This window comes from Allofournierella sp., assembly GCF_048388525.1.
Taxonomy (GTDB): Bacteria; Bacillota; Clostridia; order Oscillospirales; family Ruminococcaceae; genus BQOK01.
The window spans coordinates 1-19,597 of record NZ_DBGCTQ010000129.1; the positions used below are offsets into that span (position 1 = coordinate 1).

General features: G+C 63.7%; 12 protein-coding genes. All 12 read right to left on the bottom strand.

All coding sequences use genetic code 11. From position 1 onward, the window contains the following. Positions 1-569 (bottom strand): GTP-binding protein (locus ACMLHZ_RS15425; RefSeq protein ID WP_418668552.1); only part of this gene is annotated, 569 nt, incomplete at its 3' end. Between the two features lie 113 nt (positions 570-682). Further along, entirely contained in the window at positions 683-2,803 is a 2,121-nt protein-coding gene (fusA, locus tag ACMLHZ_RS15430; RefSeq protein ID WP_418668553.1) for an elongation factor G, read from the bottom strand. A 27-nt stretch (positions 2,804-2,830) separates the two neighbouring features. Next, a complete protein-coding gene (rpsG, locus tag ACMLHZ_RS15435; protein WP_177563909.1) occupies positions 2,831-3,301 on the bottom strand; it encodes a 30S ribosomal protein S7 in 471 nt (156 codons plus the stop codon). A 119-nt stretch (positions 3,302-3,420) separates the two neighbouring features. Next, positions 3,421-3,849 carry a 30S ribosomal protein S12 gene (rpsL, locus tag ACMLHZ_RS15440; RefSeq protein WP_177522824.1) on the bottom strand — a complete coding sequence of 143 codons (429 nt, stop codon included), beginning with the start codon at positions 3,847-3,849 and terminating at the stop codon, positions 3,421-3,423. A gap of 189 nt (positions 3,850-4,038) precedes the next feature. Further along, positions 4,039-5,721: a DUF6311 domain-containing protein gene (locus ACMLHZ_RS15445; RefSeq protein WP_418668554.1), complete on the bottom strand. Its 1,683-nt coding sequence runs from the start codon at positions 5,719-5,721 to the stop codon at positions 4,039-4,041. Beyond that, positions 5,718-7,754 (bottom strand): hypothetical protein, encoded by a 2,037-nt coding sequence (locus ACMLHZ_RS15450; protein ID WP_418668555.1) that lies wholly within the window; start codon positions 7,752-7,754, stop codon positions 5,718-5,720. Before ACMLHZ_RS15450 ends, ACMLHZ_RS15445 begins: the two co-directional genes overlap by 4 nt. Positions 7,755-7,797: 43 nt before the next feature. Beyond that, complete coding sequence (locus ACMLHZ_RS15455) at positions 7,798-8,460, bottom strand: lactate utilization protein (protein WP_418668556.1); 663 nt, start codon at positions 8,458-8,460, stop codon at positions 7,798-7,800. Positions 8,461-8,505: 45 nt separating this feature from the next. Then, entirely contained in the window at positions 8,506-9,543 is a 1,038-nt protein-coding gene (locus ACMLHZ_RS15460) for a hypothetical protein (protein WP_418668557.1), read from the bottom strand. Further along, a complete protein-coding gene (locus ACMLHZ_RS15465) occupies positions 9,536-10,636 on the bottom strand; it encodes a phosphodiester glycosidase family protein (RefSeq protein ID WP_418668558.1) in 1,101 nt (366 codons plus the stop codon). Before ACMLHZ_RS15465 ends, ACMLHZ_RS15460 begins: the two co-directional genes overlap by 8 nt. Further along, positions 10,633-11,808, bottom strand: a complete 1,176-nt coding sequence (locus tag ACMLHZ_RS15470; protein WP_418668559.1) for a PIG-L deacetylase family protein — start codon at positions 11,806-11,808, stop codon at positions 10,633-10,635. Before ACMLHZ_RS15470 ends, ACMLHZ_RS15465 begins: the two co-directional genes overlap by 4 nt. Before the next feature lie 285 nt (positions 11,809-12,093). After that, a complete protein-coding gene (gene rpoC, locus ACMLHZ_RS15475) occupies positions 12,094-15,684 on the bottom strand; it encodes a DNA-directed RNA polymerase subunit beta' (RefSeq protein WP_418668560.1) in 3,591 nt (1,196 codons plus the stop codon). Between the two features lie 58 nt (positions 15,685-15,742). Next, entirely contained in the window at positions 15,743-19,564 is a 3,822-nt protein-coding gene (locus tag ACMLHZ_RS15480; RefSeq protein ID WP_418668561.1) for a DNA-directed RNA polymerase subunit beta, read from the bottom strand. Positions 19,565-19,597 lie beyond the last annotated feature (33 nt).

Here is a 19,597-nt window from a genome sequence, read left to right on the forward strand (position 1 = left end):
TCGGGGGCGTTCACGTCGGTGGAGCTGGACTCCAGCACCTTCAGCGCGCTGCCCTTGATGATGGGGGTGTCGTCGCCGGGGAACTCGTACTCGGTCAGCAGATCGCGGATCTCCATCTCCACCAGATCCAGCAGCTCCTCGTCGTCCACCTGGTCCACCTTGTTCATGAAGACCACGATGTAGGGCACGCCCACCTGGCGGGACAGCAGGATGTGCTCGCGGGTCTGGGGCATGGGGCCGTCGGCGGAAGACACCACCAGGATCGCGCCGTCCATCTGGGCAGCGCCGGTGATCATGTTCTTCACGTAGTCGGCGTGGCCCGGGCAGTCCACGTGGGCATAGTGACGGTTGTCGGTCTGGTACTCCACGTGGGAGGTGTTGATGGTAATGCCGCGCTCACGCTCCTCGGGAGCCTTATCGATGTTGGCGTAATCGGTGAATTCGGCGTCGCCCTTCATGGCCAGCACCTTGGTGATGGCGGCAGTCAGGGTGGTCTTGCCGTGGTCAACGTGGCCGATGGTGCCAATGTTGACATGGGGTTTGTTGCGCTCAAATTTAGCTTTGCCCATTTTAATTTATCCTCCTTTTTTAGAACCGTTTGAACCTATGGTTATGATACTAGAACTCGTGCCAAAAATCAAGTGATATTTGGCGTTTTGCGCCGCTCCGGGCCGCCCGCGGCTCAGTCCTTCTTGCGGCCGGCCATAATGCCTTCGGCAATATTCTTGGGAACCTCGGCATAGTGGCTGGGCTCCATGGAATACTGGCCGCGGCCCTGGGTCTTGCTGCGCAGGTCGGTAGAGTAACCGAACATGTTCGACAGGGGCACGAACGCATTGATCTGCTGCGAACCGGTCAGGGCTTCCATGCCCTGGATCTGGCCGCGGCGGGCGTTCAGATCGCCGATCACGTCGCCCATGTAGTCGTCGGGCACAATCACCGCGACCTTCATGATGGGCTCCATAATGGCGGGATCCGCCTTGGTCATAGCGTCCTTAAACGCCATGGAACCGGCGATCTTAAACGCCATTTCCGAAGAGTCGACCTCGTGGTACGAGCCGCCCTTCAGGGTCACCTTCACATCCTCCACGGGGTAGCCGGCCAGAATGCCGGCCTTCATGGCGCCCTGGATGCCCTGGTCAATGGGTCCGATGAACTCCTTGGGCACTTCGCCGCCCACAACAGCGTTCACGAACTCGTAGCCCTTGCCGGGCTCGCCGGGCTCAATGTCGATGATGCAGTGACCGTACTGGCCCTTACCACCGGATTGGCGCGCATACTTGGTATTGGAGGAAGCGGGCCGGCGGATGCACTCGCGGTAGGCCACCTGGGGCGCGCCCACGTTGGCTTCCACCTTGAACTCGCGCAGCAGGCGGTCCACAATGATCTCCAGGTGCAGCTCACCCATGCCGGCGATAATGGTCTGGCCGGTTTCCTCATCGGTCCAGGTCCGGAAGGTGGGGTCCTCTTCGGCCAGCTTGTTCAGCGCAATGCCCATCTTCTCCTGACCAGCTTTGGTCTTGGGCTCAATGGCAACGCGGATCACGGGCTCGGGGAACTCCATGCTCTCCAGGATCACGGGGTGCTTGGGGTCGCACAGGGTGTCGCCGGTGGTGGTGTTCTTCAGGCCCACCGCGGCGGCAATGTCACCGGCGTAGCAGGTCTCAATGTCCTGCCGGTGGTTGGCGTGCATCTGCAGAATGCGGCCCATGCGCTCGTTGTTGTCCTTCACCGAGTTGAACACGGTGCTGCCGGCGTCCACCTTGCCGGAATAGACGCGGAAGAAGCACAGCTTGCCCACAAACGGATCGGTGGCGATCTTAAAGGCCAGGGCGGAGAAGGGCGCGTCGTCCGAGGACGGGCGGCTGGTCTCTTCGCCGGTCTTGGGGTCAGTGCCCTTGATGTCCTCGATGTCGGTCGGGGCGGGCATATAGTCCACAATCGCGTCCAGCAGCTTCTGCACGCCCTTGTTGCGGTAAGAAGTACCACAGGTCACGGGCACGATGGTGTTGTCGATGGTCTCATGGCGCAGGGCTTTTTTGATCTCTTCCCGGGTGAGCTCCTCGCCCTCCAGGTACTTCATCATCAGCTCTTCGTCGCCCTCGGCAACCGCCTCCAGCAGCTCGGCGCGATACTGCTCGGCCAGCTCCTTCATATCCTCGGGGATCGGCTCCACGCGGATGTCGGTGCCCATATCGTCGTAATAGATGTCCGCGGTCATATCGATCAGGTCGATAATGCCCTTGAAGTCATCTTCCTTGCCGATGGGCAGCTGAATGGGCACCGCGTTGCACTTCAGGCGCTCGCGCATCATTTTCACAACGCGGTAAAAATCGGCGCCCATGATGTCCATCTTGTTCACGTAGGCCATGCGGGGCACGCGGTATTTGTCGGCCTGGCGCCACACAGTCTCGGACTGGGGCTCCACACCGCCCTTGGCGCACAGCACGGTCACAGAACCGTCCAGCACGCGCAGGCTCCGCTCCACCTCTACGGTGAAGTCCACGTGGCCTGGGGTGTCGATGATGTTGATCCGGTGCCGGTTTTTCTTGGCAGCGGCGGGATCGCTCAGCAGCTCCGTGTGGCTCCAGTAACAGGTGGTGGCGGCAGAAGTAATGGTAATACCACGCTCCTGCTCCTGCGCCATCCAGTCCATGGTGGCCGCGCCATCGTGCGTTTCACCGATCTTGTGGTTTACACCAGTGTAATACAGGATACGCTCGGTGGTAGTGGTTTTGCCTGCGTCGATATGCGCCATAATGCCGATGTTTCTGGTCATTTCCAGAGAAACGTCTCTTGGCATATTAACCTCCTAAAAATCCAGACGGGATCAATAACGGTAATGGGCGAACGCCTTGTTGGCGTCGGCCATCTTGTGGGTATCCTCGCGCTTCTTCACAGCGTTGCCGGTACCATTCACAGCGTCCATGATCTCGTTGGCCAGCCGCTCGCGCATGGTGCGCTCATTGCGGGCGCGGGCATAGGTGGTGAGCCAGCGCAGGCCCAGGGTTTCGCGGCGCTCAGGCCGCACTTCCAGGGGCACCTGATAGGTGGAGCCGCCCACGCGGCGGGCCTTGACTTCCAGGCTGGGCATGATGTTCTCGAGCGCTTTCTCGAACATCTCCAAAGGATCGTTACCGGTCTTTTCCTTTACGATCTCAAACGCATCGTAAACGATTTTCTGAGCGACGCCCTTCTTGCCGTCCAGCATGATGCTGTTGATCAGGCGAGTGACCATTTTGGAATTGTACAGCGGGTCCGCCAGAACGTCCCGCTTTGCAATGTTACCTCTTCTAGGCATCTTTCTTCCCTCCTTCACAGAATGATATCATCGGTACTCGAAAGCAATAAACTCCCGTTGTGCCATGCAAAAAGGCAACCATATATATGAAAGCCTTTGATGGCGGGGTATACGTTTGATTACTTCTTGGCTGCACCGGCCTTGGGGCGCTTCGCACCGTACTTGGAACGGGCCTGGTTGCGATTCGCCACGCCCTGGGTGTCCAGGGTACCACGGATGATGTGGTAACGAACGCCAGGCAGGTCCTTCACACGGCCGCCGCGGATCAGTACGACGCTGTGCTCCTGCAGGTTGTGGCCGATACCCGGAATGTAAGAGGTTACCTCGATACCATTCGTGAGCTTGACACGGGCTACCTTACGCAGGGCAGAGTTCGGCTTTTTGGGGGTCATGGTACGAACAGCAGTGCACACACCGCGCTTTTGCGGGCTGTTGGCGTTGCTGTAGGACTTGTCCAAAGAGTTGTAGGCCTTCTGCAAAGCAGGGGCGGTAGACTTGCGGACAGACACCTCGCGGCCTTTGCGTACGAGCTGGTTAAAAGTAGGCATTGTGTTCTCCTTTCTTTGTTGATGTTTCGCTGCGGGCCAAAGGCTTTTCCACGCCGAAAATGGCATAGTGGGGCCAGGGGGCGCAACAGTTTCATTTTACACACTGCGATTGTCTATGTCAACAGTATTTTCCGAAAATCCTTGTTCAAAACACTGAATTTTCAAAATCCGGGGCTAAAATGGTCTTTTTTACCCCAAACACAGCAGCCAGCCCTGATAAAACAAGGTTTTCCGCCCCGCCGGGAACCGGGCGGCCACCTGGTCCGCCAGGGCTTCGTCGGCGGTGTAATACACCGTGCCGGGCAGGGGCTGTTCCCCCTGCAGCAGCGCCTCGCGCACCTGGCCGATCCGCGCCTCCAGCGCCTCGCCGCTGCCCCGCGCCAGCAGGCGGATGTTCGTGGCGGGGCCGCAGCGCTGCACCGCCGCGGCCAGCGGCCGGTCCGCGCACGCCTCCAGTGCAAAAAAGCCCGCGGCGCCCGCCAAAAGGGCTTCTTCCTCCTGCGTGAGCACCGCGGCAGGCGGCTGGGCCTGCACCCCGGCAAACCAAGCCCTTTTCTGCCCCAGCGCGCCGGACAGATCAAACAGCTGCACCGCAAGCACCAGCGCCAGCGTGCCGGCGGCCATCCCCTTGCGGGGCAGCCTGGCCAGCAGCACCACGGCGGCCAGCGCCAGCAGATACCACACCGGCCAGAACATCCTGCCGCTGGCCCGGAACACGTCGCACAGCGCCAGCAGCGGCCCGGGCAGCGGCAGCTCCAGCAGGGTGCGGCTGTTGGCCGTCACCACGTTGCTCACCGCAAAGGCCGTGAGCAGCGCGCACACCGCGGCCAGCGGCAGGTGCCTTTTTGCAAAGCGCCAAAGCCTGCGCGGGGCAAGCCTTTTCAGCGCCAGGGCCCCCAGCAGCGCAGCGCCGCACGCAGCGCCGGCGGCCAGCAGCCCCAGCCCCAGGTAATTAAAGGCCTCCAGGCTGTTCCCCGCCAGCGGCCGCACGGGCAGCACCCGGGACCAGCAAAGCTGCCCCTGGCCGGGCACCCACCAGTTCCAGTCCAGGCTCACCGGGTTCCACAGCGCATTCAGGTTCATGCCAAAGCTCCCGTAGCCGCCCGCCTCGCTGCCTTTTACCGAAAAAAAGCCCAGCGCCCAGGCTGCGGCAAGCGCCGCCAGCACGGCGCTCCCCACCCCCAAAAGCGGCCCGCGCCAGCGGCGTGCCGCCAGCCCCGCCGAAATGCCGCAGGCCAGGGCGATCGCCAGCACCATGGGCACAAAATACAGGTGGATCGCCGCCGCCAGCGCGGCCAGGGCGATAAACCCACCCGCCGGCATTTTTGCAAACCCGCCGCGGGCGCTTTTGAAATAGAGATAAAGGGCGTACAGGATCAGCCAGTGGGCCGAAAGGGCGGTGTGCCGGAACGCCCGTTCCAGCAAAACGGGCGAAACGCACAGCAGCGCCGCCCCCGCCAGCGCGCAGGGCGCCCTTTTGGTGAACAGCCGCACCAGCCGCACCGCGGCCTCCCCCTGCAGCATCAGGCTGCCGCACACAAACCACCCAAAATACTGAAAGGTAGCGGGCAGCCAGGCGCGAACAAGGCCAAAGGGCACCGCCAGCAGCGGAATGCAGTCGGCCAGGGCGGCCGCGCCCCCCACGGGCCAGTCCAGCCCGGCAGTAAAGGTCAGCGGCCAGGAAAGGCCCTGGTTTTTAATGGCCAGCCACCCGGCATAGTGCTGCAGCAGGTCGGTCTCCACGTATCCCCCCAGCAGCCAGGAATCGTTCGTCACCTCCAGCGGCAGCGGCCCATACACCGCCAGGAACACCGCCAGCCCCAACGCAAGGCCTGCCACGGGCCACGCCGCGCGTTTTGCCCATTGCCTCAAAGCCCTTTTCCCTCCCCGCTCCGCTCATACAGATTCATGGCGGGCAGCGCCCGCACCACCTGGGCGCTCTGCACCGTCAGGCGAACATACGCGTTGTCCTGGGCCCACAGGGTCACGGTGCCGCTGCCGTTTTCCACCCGCACCGGCAGGTACGCGCGCCCCGCCGCCGGCAGGTTCGCTCCCACCCCGGGCATATCCCCAAACACGGGCGTGCCAAAGCTCACCAGCCGCCGCCCCAGCGAAACAAAGGCCCCCCAGCCGCCGGTAAACGCCGTGTCGTACACGATTTCCAGATCCGCGGTGAACGTTTCGCTTCCCGGCGCACTGACCGTGATCTGCACCGTACCCTCGTCCAGCTGCTCCACCGCCGCCTGCGCCCGGATCGGCAGGGCGCGGTCGCCGCACCTGCGCCACAGCCAGCTGTACTCGGTATCGCTCACCCGCTCATACCCGGCCCACAGCTCCCGGTAAAAGTCCCAATTCTGGGCGGTCAGCCAATTTTCCAGCTCCAGGCACGGGGTCTGGGCATAGGGGTACGCCCCCCGCTCAAACTCGGCCAGATAGGCCGCCCTGCGCTCCTCGCCCAGGGCGTGAATGATGTAATCGCAGCCGGTGGGCTGAAAAGTCCCCTCCACCGTTTCAAGGCCGGTGGCATAGGCCGAGAACACCGGCGCCGCGCCGGTCAGGGCCGGGGCGTCCACCAGCGCCCGGGTGTACTCGCACCAGCCGCCCAGCGCGGGGATGTATTCCCCCTTATGCTCCGCGTTTTTCCAGCCGGCGGCGTCCCGCACTGCCAGCACCGCCAGCACCAGGGCAAGGCCGGCGGCCGCCAGGCGCAAAGCGCCGTCCCGCAGGCGGGCAGCGCGCCGGGTCAGCCGCACCAGCCCCCGCGCCGCCAGCGCGAACAGGGCAAGCCAGGTGTACCCTTCCAGAGCTTCTTTAAAATTGTAGCCGCTGCCGCTCACGGTATACGCGCCCGTGGCAGCCAGGATGGCGAACGCCAAAAAGCCCAGCACCAGCTGCCGGTCGGTCAGGCGCTTTTGCCAAAGGCGCGTCAGGCACCATGCCAAAAATGCCGCGGCCGGCAGCGCAAAGGCCCACAAGCGCGGGGTTTCCAGCAGGTAAAGCAGCATGGCCCGCCCGCCGGTGCCGTTGAAGTAAAAATACTGCCAGCCTCCCACGTCCCGGGTAAAGCGCAGATAGGCCAGCGGGTGCCCTCCCGAAGCAAGGCAGGCGCTCACGGCGGCGCCGCCCAGCGCTCCGGCCAGATAAATCCCCAGCCGCGCGGCAAACGCCCGCCAGCCCGCCCACAGGCGCAGCGCCTGCACCAGCACAAACAAGACCGTCAGGCAAAAAAGGCAGGCCAGGCCAAAATCGTTGCTCCAGCTCACCCCCAGGCCCGCCGCGAGCCCCCATACAAGGCAGGGTGCCCGCCGCGCCAGGGCCTGCTGCAGCGCGTCCCCTTCCAGGCCGCAGCGGCGGGCTTTCAGCCACATCAGCGCCGCGCCCGCCATCAAAAACGGCAAAAACAGCCGCGCAATGCGCATGGAGTTCGAGGGGGTATAAAGGCTCTCGAACAGCCCGGTCAAATAGCCCCCCAGCCGCGCCCCCAGCAGGGTGCCCAGCAGCCCGGACGAGCAGAACTTCACAAAGAACACCGCCGCCAGCAGGGCGGCGGGGCGCGAGCGGGCGACCAGCCAAAACACCAGCAGCACTGTAACGCTGAACAGCAGCGCCGCGGTGAAATTGGTCACAAACAGGCTGTTTGCAAAGCTGTTGTTCAGCGCCACCAGCGGCAGGTTCAGCACCACCGGGGCCATGCCCACATAGTTTGCAAAATCCACATAGGGCGTCTGCCCGGCCAGAGTGCGCCGGAACACATTGTAGCTCTGAAAATCCCCGTTTACCGAAACGTAATCGCAGGTTTCCACCCGCGCCAGGGCAAGGCTCAGGCTCACCGCCAGCACCCCCAGCGCGCACAGCGCCCATTCCAGCGCCTGCAGCCGGAGCTTTTGTTTTTCTTTGGTCAGCAAGGCAAAGCCGCCCCCCTTCTTTCCTCTTTTTCCGCCATTCTGCTCAAAACCCCAGCGCTTCCCCCACCAGGATCACCCGGATGCGCCCCTTGACCCGCTGGCGGCCCATCACCAAAAAGTTGCAGCAGCGCCGCGCGTCGCACATGCAGCCCCTGCCCAGCTCGCCGCCCTCCGCCACACAGCCGCCCGCATGGATACAGGGCGCGTCCAGGCCCCACTTTTTTACAATGGCCGGCGCGGTGACCGCCCTCACCCGGTGGGCCGCCTGCGCAAGGTCCTCCACGATCTTGTTCACGCCCGCCACAACGATCACCCGGTCCGGCCCGTATACAAGGGGTGCGATGCGGTTGCTCAGGCCGTCCACCTGGTACAGCTCTCCGCTCTCTAAAATGGCGTTTGCCGAACACAGCAAAACGTCAGCCTCAAACGCTGCCCGCAGCCGCTCTTTTCTCTGCGCTTCGCCCAGGTTCTCTTCATACCGGTCGATGAACCGGTACTCCGGGCTTTGCACCAGCTCCAGCACCCCGGTCTGCTCCAGGGTGGCCGAGCCCCCCACGGCGATCCTGTCGCCCGGGCGCAGCAGGGCCTGAACGGCGGGCGCCGCCCCCTCCTTCCGATCCACATATGCCGCTTCCATGTTGTTTCGCTGCAAATTGTGCAAAACCTGCCGCACCTTTTCCGGGATCTCAATTTCTTTGGGCTGCATCTCGCGCTTCACCCGTCCTTTCCGTTTTTCCGGCGCCGCGCCGGTTCATTTGACCTGCAGTGCCAGCAATCTCCACGCCCCGTCCCGCCGCACCGCGCACATGCGGTAGCAGGAGGGGTAGCTGCGGGGCTTCAGCCCCTCTTTTTTCACCACATAGGTAAAGCTCACCGTGCCGCTGGCCGCCTCCCCGCCTGCGCTGGCCAGCTCCAGCACCTGCATTTCCTCAAACTCCACCGAATCATGGCTCACATACCAGTGGGAATCAAAGGTGCGCAGGTCGTGATAAAAAGCCGTGTCCTTCACCAGCAGCGGCGAAAGCTCGCTGAACGCCGCGTCGTTGGAAACGAACGCCGCGTATACCCGGGCCGCCTGTTCCAAAAACGCCGCCAGTTCGTCCGCGGCCTCGCCCGCCAGCTTTACCTCCACATGGGCGGCGCGCTCGCCGCTCCACTCCACCAGGCACTCGCCCTCGTCGCTCTCGGCGGTCAGTTCCGGGGGCGCAAGCAGGCCGCTTACCTGATAAGTATACACCTGCGGGGCCGTTTCGCCCAGTGCCTCAAAACCGGGGGCCGCCGTGCCGCCCACCTTCTCGGCATCGCTCAGCGGCACGCCGTTCACCCACAGGCGCGCCGCCGCGGGGGCTGTGAAACTATAGTCCGGCAGTGCCGGGGCAATGGGCCACGCCCGCCAGCCGCCCTGCTGGGGATACAGCAAAAACTCTGCCTTTTGCCCCTCCTGCGTGGTCACGGTGTAGCGCACGGCCTCCCCCTGCGCCGTGCGGAAAAAGCGCAGCTCGTCGCGGCTGTCCGGCAGCGCCGCCATCTGCTTTTCAGCGGCGGCCCAGTAGTCCTTTTCGCTGCAAAAACGGCCCGGCAGCAGCTCATAGGGCGGCTCCGGCACTTCGCCGCCCGCCTGCACCGCCCGGATGCAGGCGATAATGGCTGCCTCCGGGGTGGCGGCCTCGTATCGCTCCAGCGCACGCCAGATCCATCCCAGGCCGATGGCCCCCGCCAGGGCCAGCACGAAGGCCAGGCCCAGCAGCCAGGGCCAAAAGGGTCTTGTCCCCTGCCTTTTTTTACTCATTTCCGCCCTCCTGCACCGCATCCACCACAATGGCGGTGGGCAGCCTGCGGGGCCCATACAGCGAGGCGCACACGTTCACGGTCTCCCCCTCATAGATCATCTGGGTGCTGGATCCGCCGTCCAGGTTCGCGGCGTTCACCGCGCCCCATTCCTGCATCACCTGTACGCAGTCCTGATAGGTTGCCCCCAGGCTCTGGGGCTGCCGCCCGTCGATCACCAGCAGCAGCACCGCGCCGTCGGCCCGCTGGCCGATTACAGTGCGCGGGTTCAGCCCGCCGCCCGTGCCCGAAATCTCGGCCGCCTTGCCGTTCACAATAAACGCCGGCCCAAAGCTGATGGCGTCCCGCAGGCCCTTGTCCAGCGCCTGCTGGCCGGTCATGCGGCCCACCACCAGGCGGTCTTCCCGGTCAAAACCGATCACCGAATAGCTTGCCGTCAGGCTTCCGGCCCGCAGCATTCCGTTCTGGATCACGATGCCCAGCGGCACGCTGCCGCTGCCAACGCCGCCCTCGTCGGCAAAGCCGCCGCCGTTGATTCCGGCCACCGCCCCCTCCTGCGCCACCAGGTCGGCCAGCTTCTTGCCCTGGCCCTCGGCGTCAAAGCTTGCAAGCGCCGCCACCCGCACGCGGCCTGGGTCGTGCACCACCATCATCTTGCCCTTGAAGCTGCCCCCGTTCACCTCGTGCAGCTCAATGGTCTCGGGGGGCACGCTCTCCTCCGGCGCTTCAAACGCTCCGGTTTCACTGGTCACCTCGCCCGTTTCCAGCACGCCGTTGCGGTCCAGGATGGCCTGCACCTCCTCTTCGCTCAAAAAGATGCGGGCCACAAATTTGGCGGCGCTGGTCTCCATCACCGTGTTCACAAGCAGGTCCCGGGCCGCCGGGCTGGGGCCCCTGCAGATCATCCAGACCGCCGCCAGCAGAAAGGCTGCCAGAAATACCAGCAGCACCCCCAGTACCGCCAGCCCCCGCCGCACCGGATGATTTCGGTGTGTCTCCCGGCCGTTCCCGGGGGCCTGGGCCGCTCCGGCGCCCGGCCGCACGTGCCATTTCGGCGCGTGATAGATGTATTTTTGCTCCGTGTTGTGGCTCAATTTGTGCTCCCCCGGTCGGTATGTTCAAAAAAGTCCTTCTTTTCCTGATCCGGGCCCACCGCGCTGAAAGCCAGCCCGAACTTCCGGCAGTCGTTTTTTCCGCCCGCTCTCACCTCAAACCATTGGGTCTGGCTGGCGTGGCAGGCAAAGCCCTCAGCGGCCATTTCCAGCGCGGTTTTTCCGCCAAAGGTCTGCAGCGGCATTTCGCCCCACTCCATCTGCACCGTGTTTTCCGGCCAGAGGTGCAGGTAGCACTTCTGCACCTGCCAGGTCCCATACAGCGCGGCGCTCCGGGGAAAAACAGCCGGGTCGCCGCTCATTTCCAGCGCTTTCAGCAGGGTGGCCGCGTTGAGCCGGTGCGCACCGTGGCCGTACTCCCCGTTCACATCGTGCCCCAGCACCACCAGCGGCTCGAACCGCCGCAGCTGCTCCACCTGCCAGGCGGTAACCGCCTGTTCGTCGTACACCTCGCGGGCGGCTTCCAGGCTTTCCTTGGAGGCATAAAGGTCTGCAAACTCTGAGACCACAGGGTAATGCCTCACCCCCACCGTCCACAGCCCGTCCAGCAATTCGTGGGGGCGGCAGGGTTCGCCCCAGTGGTTGGTCATATACGCCACCTGCACGTCGTACCCCTTTTCGCCCGCATAGTAGGGCAGCGCGCCGCCGAACCACAGGTGCTCGTCGTCCGCGTGGGTGGGCAGCACCAACAGGTCCGCCCTCTCGCAGGGCGGCTGCCACACCTGCACCCGGGCGGGCAGCGTCCCCTGCCCGAAGGCCTGCACCTCGCACAGAACCGCCCCCTCGGGCAGAACAAGCTCCACCCGGTATTCCGGGCGTTCCAGGGGCAGGTATTCGTGCAGAAACCCGTTTTGGCCGCGGGCTTCCCCGCCACCGTCCTGGTGAACGAGGGTCCACCGGGTGGGGCGGTCGAAGATCAGGTAAAGCCCCGCGAACCCCTCGCTGCTGCGCACCTCCACCGTGCCCTTTTCGGAAAAGCTGCACTTGCTGCTCACGCTGCCGTCCGTGAGCCTTTGCAGGGCCATCCCCGCCGGACCGCGCACTTCAAGCTCTATCTGCCCGGCCTCGCCCTGCTGCTCCGCCGCCGTCCCGGCAGGGGCGCACAGAATCGCCGTCAGCACCGCAAGCAGCAGGCACACGCCGCGCTTTTTCATACAGCTTCCCCCTCCCCATCACTCTACTATAAGGAACGATGCGGGCCCGCGTTTTATTGCGTATGCCTGCATTTTCTGGTGCTTTTCCCTGCGGCGCAATCAAAAAGCTTAGCGGGGCGGCCGCGCTTTTCGCCCCTGGGGCCGCAGCCAGGGCGCGTGGCCCCAAAAGCGTCCCTCGCTTTGCCCCGGCGCTGCGCCCACCGCCCAGGCGTCCGGCCAGGCGCTGCAGCCCATAAAGCAAAAGGCGCCCCCGCCAAAACGGCGGGGGCGCAAACGGGGCTGCTTTTACTGTTCCACGGTGGCAAAGACGGGCTCCTCGCTGATGACCAGCAGGGGGTCAGCGCCCAGCTGGTCCGCCTCGCGGCGCACCAGCTCCTCCTCCACCTCTGCCAGGCCGGTGCCCGCAGGGATGAGCTTGCCGATGATGACGTTCTCCTTCAGGCCCATGAGCGGGTCCACCTTGCCCTTGATGGCGGCCTCGGTGAGCACCCGGGTGGTCTCCTGGAACGACGCGGCGGACATAAAGCTGTCGGTCGCCAGAGAAGCCTTGGTGATGCCCAGCAGCACCTGGGTGTACTGCGCCTCCTTGAGCCCCTCTTCCCCCGCGGCCATGCGCTCGCGGATGGCGTCGTTCTGCTCCTCCACCTTCATCTTGTCGGCCAAAGCGCCGCCGATCAGGCTGGTCGAGCCCGCGTCGTCCACCCGGACCTTGCGCAGCATCTGCCGCACAATGACCTCGATGTGTTTGTCGTTGATCTCCACGCCCTGCAGGCGGTACACCTTCTGCACTTCCTGGATCAGGTAGTTTTCCACGGCGGTGCGGCCCTTGATGGCCAGGATATCGTGGGGGTAGGCGTGGCCCTCGGTGATCATATCGCCCTTTTCAAGCTGCTGGCCCTCGGAAACGCGCACGCGCTGGCCAAAGGGGATCAGGTAGCTCTTCTCGGCGGGGGCGCCGTTCTCGTCCACGCCGTTCACAACCACATGGCGGTTTTTCTTGCTGTCGTCGATGTGGGCGGTGCCCGAGATCTCGGTCATAATTGCCAGCGCCTTGGGGCGGCGGCTCTCGAACAGCTCCTCCACGCGGGGCAGGCCCTGGGTGATGTCCTCGGCCGAGGCAATGCCGCCGGTGTGGAAGGTGCGCATGGTCAGCTGGGTGCCCGGCTCACCGATGGACTGGGCCGCGATCACGCCTACCGATTCGCCCACGTGCACAGGGTTGCCGTTGGCAAGGTTCGCGCCGTAGCAGTGGGCGCACACGCCAAGCTTCGAGCGGCAGCTCAAAACGCTGCGCAGCTCCAGGCTGGTAATGCCCGCGGCCCCGATCTTCTCGGCGTCGAACAGGTCCATCATCTTGCCCTCGGGCACGATCACCTCGCCCGTGGCCGGGTCGGTCACGTCGCCCACGGCAAAGCGGCCGATCAGCCGTTCGCGGAAGGATTCGATCTCCTCCTTGCCCTCGCGGATATCGCTCACCACGATGCCGTGGTCGGCGCCGCAGTCCTCCTCGCGGATAATCACATCCTGCGACACGTCCACCAGGCGGCGGGTCAGGTAACCCGAGTCGGCGGTGCGCAGGGCGGTGTCGGCCAGGCCCTTGCGGGCGCCGCGGCTGGAAACGAAGTATTCCAGAATGTTCAGGCCCTCGCGGTAGTTCGCGCGGATGGGCATCTCAATGGTCTTGCCGGCGGTGTTGGCCAGCAGGCCGCGCATGCCGGCCAGCTGCTTGATCTGGTTCATGGAGCCGCGGGCGCCGGAGTCCGCCATCATAAAGATGGGGTTGCGGTCTTCCAGGTTGTCGGCCAGCGCCTTCGACACCTTGTCGGTGGTCTCCTGCCAGATCTGGATCACGCTGTTGTAGCGCTCCTCGTTGGAGATCAGGCCGCGGTTGAACTGCTTGATCACCTTCGACACCCGCTCGTCGGCCTCGGCCAAAAGCTCGGGCTTTGAGGGCGGGATGACCGCGTCGCACACGGCCACGGTAATGCCGCTGATGGTGGAGTACTTGTACCCCTGCGCCTTGATGCGGTCCAGCATTTCGCTGGTGGTCTTGGTGCCGTGCACCGCAAGGCAGCGGCTGATGATGTCGGGCAGGTTCTTTTTGGTTACCTGGAACCCGACCTCAAAGTTGAACATGGTCTCCGGGTCGGTGCGGTCCACATATCCCAGATCCTGGGGGATGGGCTGGTTGAAGATGATGCGGCCCACGGTGGTCTCCACCAGCCGGCTGCGCATTTCGCCGTTTACCTCCAGGGTGCGGCGCACCTTGATACGGGCCTGCAGGGTGATGGACTTGTCGCTGTAGGCCATAATGGCCTCGTCCTCGTCGCGGAAGACCTTGCCCTCGCCCTTGTCGCCCTCGTTCACCATGGTCAGGTAATAGCTGCCCAGGATCATGTCCTGGGTGGGCACGGTCACGGGCGCGCCGTCGCTGGGTTTCAGCAGGTTGCCGCTGGCCAGCATCAGCTGCTTTGCCTCCCGCTGCGCCTCCACCGAGAGGGGCAGGTGCACGGCCATCTGGTCGCCGTCGAAGTCGGCGTTGAAGGCGGTGCAGGCCAGGGGGTGCAGCTTGATGGCGCGGCCCTCCACCAGCACAGGCTCAAAGGCCTGGATGCCCAGGCGGTGCAGGGTGGGCGCGCGGTTCAGCATCACCGGGTGGCCCTTAATCACGGTTTCCAGGCTGTCCCACACCTCGGTGCGGGTGCGCTCCACCATCTTGCGGGCCGACTTGATGTTGTTGGCCAGGCCCTTTTCCACCAGGTCCTTCATCACAAAGGGCTTGAACAGCTCCAGTGCCATTTCCTTGGGCAGGCCGCACTGATACATTTTCAGCTCGGGGCCCACCACGATCACGGAACGGCCGGAATAGTCCACCCGCTTGCCCAAAAGGTTTTGCCGGAAGCGCCCCTGCTTGCCCTTCAGCATGTCGGACAGGCTCTTGAGCGGGCGGTTGTTGGGGCCGGTGACCGGGCGGCCGCGGCGGCCGTTGTCGATCAGCGCGTCCACCGCCTCCTGCAGCATGCGCTTTTCGTTGCGCACAATGATGTCCGGCGCGCCCAGCTCCAGCAGGCGCTTCAGGCGGTTGTTGCGGTTGATCACCCGGCGGTACAGATCGTTCAGGTCGCTGGTGGCAAAACGGCCGCCGTCCAGCTGGACCATGGGCCGGATGTCCGGCGGGATCACGGGCACCACGTCCAGCACCATCCATTCGGGGCGGTTGCCGGAGTGGCGGAACGCCTCCACCACCTCCAGGCGCTTCAGAATGCGCACCCGCTTCTGGCCGCCGGCGTCCTCCAGCTCGCCGCGCAGCTCGCCGGCCAGCTGATCCAGGTCGATCTCGGCCAGCAGCTCCTTAATGGCCTCGGCGCCCATGGCGGCCTTGAACTCATCCTCGTAGCGCTCGCGCATCTCCCGGTACTCTTTTTCGGTGAGCAGCTGCTTTTTTTCCAGCGGGGTGTAGCCGGGGTCGGTCACGATGTAGCTGGCAAAATACAGCACCTTTTCCAGCTGGCGGGGGCTGATGTCCAGCATCAGGCCAATGCGGCTGGGGATTCCCTTGAAATACCAGATATGCGAAACCGGGGCGGCCAGCTCAATGTGGCCCATGCGCTCGCGGCGCACCTTGGCCTTGGTCACCTCCACGCCGCAGCGGTCGCAGATCTTGCCCTTATAGCGGATGCGCTTGTACTTGCCGCAGTGGCACTCCCAGTCCTTGGTGGGTCCAAAAATGCGTTCGCAGAACAGGCCGTCCCGCTCGGGCTTCAGGGTGCGGTAGTTGATGGTTTCGGGCTTTTTCACCTCGCCGTAGCTCCAGGTGCGGATCTGGTCGGGAGAGGCGAGCCCAATCTTGATCGAAGCGAAATCGTTATATTCCATGAAACGAACCCTTCCTTATTCTCATGTTTCGATGTGTTTGAAAGCCTGGGGCCGCCGCTCAGAACTCCTCGTCCAGGGCGCTGTCCTCCGCCAGGATCTCTTCCGGCTCGAACACCTCGTCCGGCTCATCGAAACCGGCGTCCGCATCAGGGTCGCCCGCGGCTTCCTCGATGCTGTAATCGTCGCTCAGCTCGTTCTCCATCAGCACGTCCTCGCCCATGGGCAGATCGCGCATATCGAACCCGGGCTCCTCGTCGTCGAAGTTCTGCTTCAGGTCCACCTCGTCGCCGTTGGAGTCCTGCACCTTCACATCCAGGCCCAGGCTCTGCAGCTCCTTGATCAGCACGCGGAAGCTCTCGGGAATGCCGGGCTTGGGCACCGGCTGCCCCTTCACAATGGCCTCGTAGGTCTTGACACGGCCCACCACATCGTCCGACTTTACGGTCAGGATCTCCTGCAGGGTGTAAGCCGCGCCATAGGCTTCCAGCGCCCACACCTCCATCTCGCCGAACCGCTGGCCGCCGAACTGGGCCTTGCCGCCCAAAGGCTGCTGGGTCACCAGGCTGTAGGGGCCGGTGGAGCGGGCGTGGATCTTGTCGTCCACCAGGTGATGGAGCTTCAGGTAATACATATACCCCACGGTAATCCGGTTGTCGAACGGTTCGCCGGTACGGCCGTCGTACACGGTGCTCTTGCCGTCCTCGTCCAGCTCGATCTGGCTGAAATCGATCACATGGCCGGCGGTGGGGCTCATGATCTTGTTGAGCTTTGTGGGATAAGGCTTCGCCGCCTCGCCGCTGTTCTCCTTCTGCGCAAGGCTGAAGCACTCGCGGATGTCCTCCTCGTGCGCGCCGTCAAACACCGGGGTCATAACCTTCCAGCCCAGCGCCTTTGCGGCGTAGCCCAGGTGCACTTCCAGCACCTGGCCGATGTTCATACGGCTGGGAACGCCCAGCGGGTTCAGCACAATGTCCAGCGGGGTGCCGTCGGCCAGGAAGGGCATATCCTCCTGGGGCAGAATGCGCGACACCACGCCCTTGTTGCCGTGGCGGCCGGCCATCTTGTCGCCCACGCTGATCTTGCGCTTTTGGGCGATATAGCAGCGCACCACCTGGCGCACGCCGGGCTGCAGCTCGTCGCAGTTGTCGGGCGTGAACACCTTCACGTCCACAATGATGCCGTACTCGCCGTGGGGCACCCGCAGGCTGGTGTCGCGCACCTCGCGGGCCTTCTCGCCGAAAATGGCGCGCAGCAGGCGCTCTTCAGCGGTGAGCTCGGTCTCGCCCTTGGGGGTCACCTTGCCCACCAGAATGTCCCCGGCGCCCACCTCGGCGCCGATGCGGATGATGCCGCGCTCGTCCAGATCCTTCAGCGCGTCCTCGCCAACGTTCGGGATGTCGCGGGTGATCTCCTCGGGTCCGAGCTTTGTCTCCCGGGCCTCGATCTCGTACTCCTCAATGTGAATGGAGGTGTACACGTCCTCCCGCACGATCTTTTCGTTGATCAGGACCGCGTCCTCGTAGTTGTAGCCCTCCCAGGTCATAAAGCCGATCAGGGCGTTCTTGCCCAGGCTGATCTCACCGTTCTTGGTGGAGGGGCCGTCGGCGATGACCTGGCCCTTTTTCACCTCGTCGCCCTTGTTCACAATGGGCCGCTGGTTGATGCAGGTTCCCTGGTTCGAGCGCATGAACTTGATCAGCTCGTACTCGTCGGTGGTGGTCCTGCCGGTGCGCACCACGATCTTGTCGGCGTCCACCCGCTCCACGGTGCCGTCGTTTTTCGCCAGGATACACACGCCCGAGTCGCAGGCGGCCTTGTATTCCATGCCGGTGGCCACAATGGGCTGCTGGGTCACCATCAGGGGCACGGCCTGCCGCTGCATGTTGGAGCCCATCAGGGCGCGGTTGGCATCGTCGTTTTCCAAAAAGGGGATCATGGCCGTGGCCACCGAGACCACCATCTTGGGCGAAACGTCCATGTAGTCGACCTTTTCCCGCTCGATCTCCAGGATCTCGTCGCGGCGGCGGGCGTTCACGCGGGCCTTCATAAAGTGGCCCTCGGCGTCCAGGGGCTCGTTGGCCTGGGCAACCACGTACTCGTCCTCCACATCGGCGGTCATGTAGACCACCTCGTCGGTCACCACGCCCTTTTCCTTATCCACCTTGCGGTAGGGCGCCTCCACAAAGCCGTACTCGTTGATCTTGGCAAAGGTCGCCAGATACGAGATCAGGCCGATGTTCGGGCCTTCCGGCGTTTCAATGGGGCACATGCGGCCGTAGTGGCTGTAGTGCACGTCGCGCACCTCAAAGCCCGCCCGGTCGCGGGACAGGCCGCCGGGTCCCAAAGCCGAAAGGCGCCGCTTGTGGGTCAGCTCGGCCAGGGGGTTGTTCTGGTCCATGAACTGGGACAGGGGGCTGGAACCGAAAAATTCCTTGATGGCCGCCACCACCGGGCGGATGTTGATCAGGGACTGGGGGGTCGCCTCGCCCGCATCCTGCGCCTGCAGGGTCATGCGCTCGCGGATGACCCGCTCCATGCGGGAAAAGCCGATGCGGAACTGGTTTTGCAGCAGTTCGCCCACGCTGCGGATGCGCCGGTTGCCCAAATGGTCGATATCGTCGGTCACGCCCACGCCGTAGTCCAGCCCGGTCAGGTAGTTGATCGAGGCAAAAATGTCGTCGATGGTCACAGTCTTGGAGATGAGCTTGTCGTGGTTTTTTTCCAGCAGCTCTTTCTGGGCGGCCTCGTCGCCGGCGGCAGCTTCAAGAATGGCCTGCATCTCGGCAAAGTTCACCTTTTCGTTGATGCCGCATTCTTCCACGTCGAACCCAAAGAAGGGGGCGGCGTCCACGGTGCCGTTGGTCACCACTTTCAGCTCGCGCTCGTCGAACGCCAGATACACCACGCTCACACCGGCCGCCTCGGCCGCCTCGGCCGCCTCGCGGGTGATCTTTTCGCCCGCCGTCGCCAGCAGCTCGCCGGTCAGGGGAGCCACAATGTCGCGGGCGGCCACAAAGCCCATGATCCGGCGGGCCAGGGCCAGCTTTTTGTTCATTTTATACCGGCCGAAACGGGACAAATCGTAACGGCGGGGGTCAAAAAACAGGTTGTTCAGGTGGGTCTGGGCGCTCTCCACCGTGGGGGGCTCGCCCGGGCGCAGCTTGCGATAGGTTTCCAGCAGGCCCTCTTCCACATTGGTGGTGGTGTCCTTTTCCAGGGTGGCCAGGATCTTTTCATTCTCGCCGAAGAACTCACGGATCTGCACATCAGAGCCAAGCCCCAGCGCACGGATGAGCACGGTCACCGGCAGCTTGCGGTTTTTATCAATGCGCACATAGAATACGTCGTTCGAGTCGGTCTCGTATTCCAGCCAGGCGCCGCGGTTCGGGTTCATGGTGGCGGTGTAGAGCTTTTTGCCGGTCTTGTCGTAGCTCTCGCCAAAGTAAACGCCCGGGCTGCGTACCAGCTGGCTCACGATCACCCGCTCGGCGCCGTTGTTCACAAAAGTGCCCGCGTCGGTCATCAGGGGGAAATCTCCCATAAAGATTTCCTGCTCCTTCACCTCGCCGGTCTCCTTGTTCAGCAGACGCGCTTTCACGCGAAGCGGGGCCGCATAGGTGACGTCGCGCTCCTTGCACTCCTTGATGGAGTACTTGGGCTCGGAATCCAGCCGGTAGTCGATAAAGTCGAGCACCAGGTTGCCGGTGTAGTCTTCGATCGTCGAAATGTCCCGGAAGACCTCTTTCAGGCCCTCTTTGAGAAACCACTGGTATGAGTTCTTCTGCACCTCGATCAGGTTCGGCATGTCGATGACCTCATCGATGCGGGAAAAGCTCTCGCGCCTGGTGGTGCCAAGGGTTACGGGCTTGACCTTCATCATAAAAAGCGTCCACTCCTATCCTGTTTCTTGCAC

Bases quoted from the DNA above. Each gene is read 5' to 3' on its own strand.
- fusA (WP_418668553.1), bottom strand. From the start codon at position 2,803: ATGCCAAGAGACGTTTCTCTGGAAATGACCAGAAACATCGGCATTATG.
- rpsG (WP_177563909.1), bottom strand. From the start codon at position 3,301: ATGCCTAGAAGAGGTAACATTGCAAAGCGGGACGTTCTGGCGGACCCG.
- rpsL (WP_177522824.1), bottom strand. From the start codon at position 3,849: ATGCCTACTTTTAACCAGCTCGTACGCAAAGGCCGCGAGGTGTCTGTC.
- ACMLHZ_RS15455 (WP_418668556.1), bottom strand. From the start codon at position 8,460: ATGCAGCCCAAAGAAATTGAGATCCCGGAAAAGGTGCGGCAGGTTTTG.
- ACMLHZ_RS15460 (WP_418668557.1), bottom strand. From the start codon at position 9,543: ATGAGTAAAAAAAGGCAGGGGACAAGACCCTTTTGGCCCTGGCTGCTG.
- ACMLHZ_RS15470 (WP_418668559.1), bottom strand. From the start codon at position 11,808: ATGAAAAAGCGCGGCGTGTGCCTGCTGCTTGCGGTGCTGACGGCGATT.
- rpoC (WP_418668560.1), bottom strand. From the start codon at position 15,684: ATGGAATATAACGATTTCGCTTCGATCAAGATTGGGCTCGCCTCTCCC.
- ACMLHZ_RS15480 (WP_418668561.1), bottom strand. From the start codon at position 19,564: ATGATGAAGGTCAAGCCCGTAACCCTTGGCACCACCAGGCGCGAGAGC.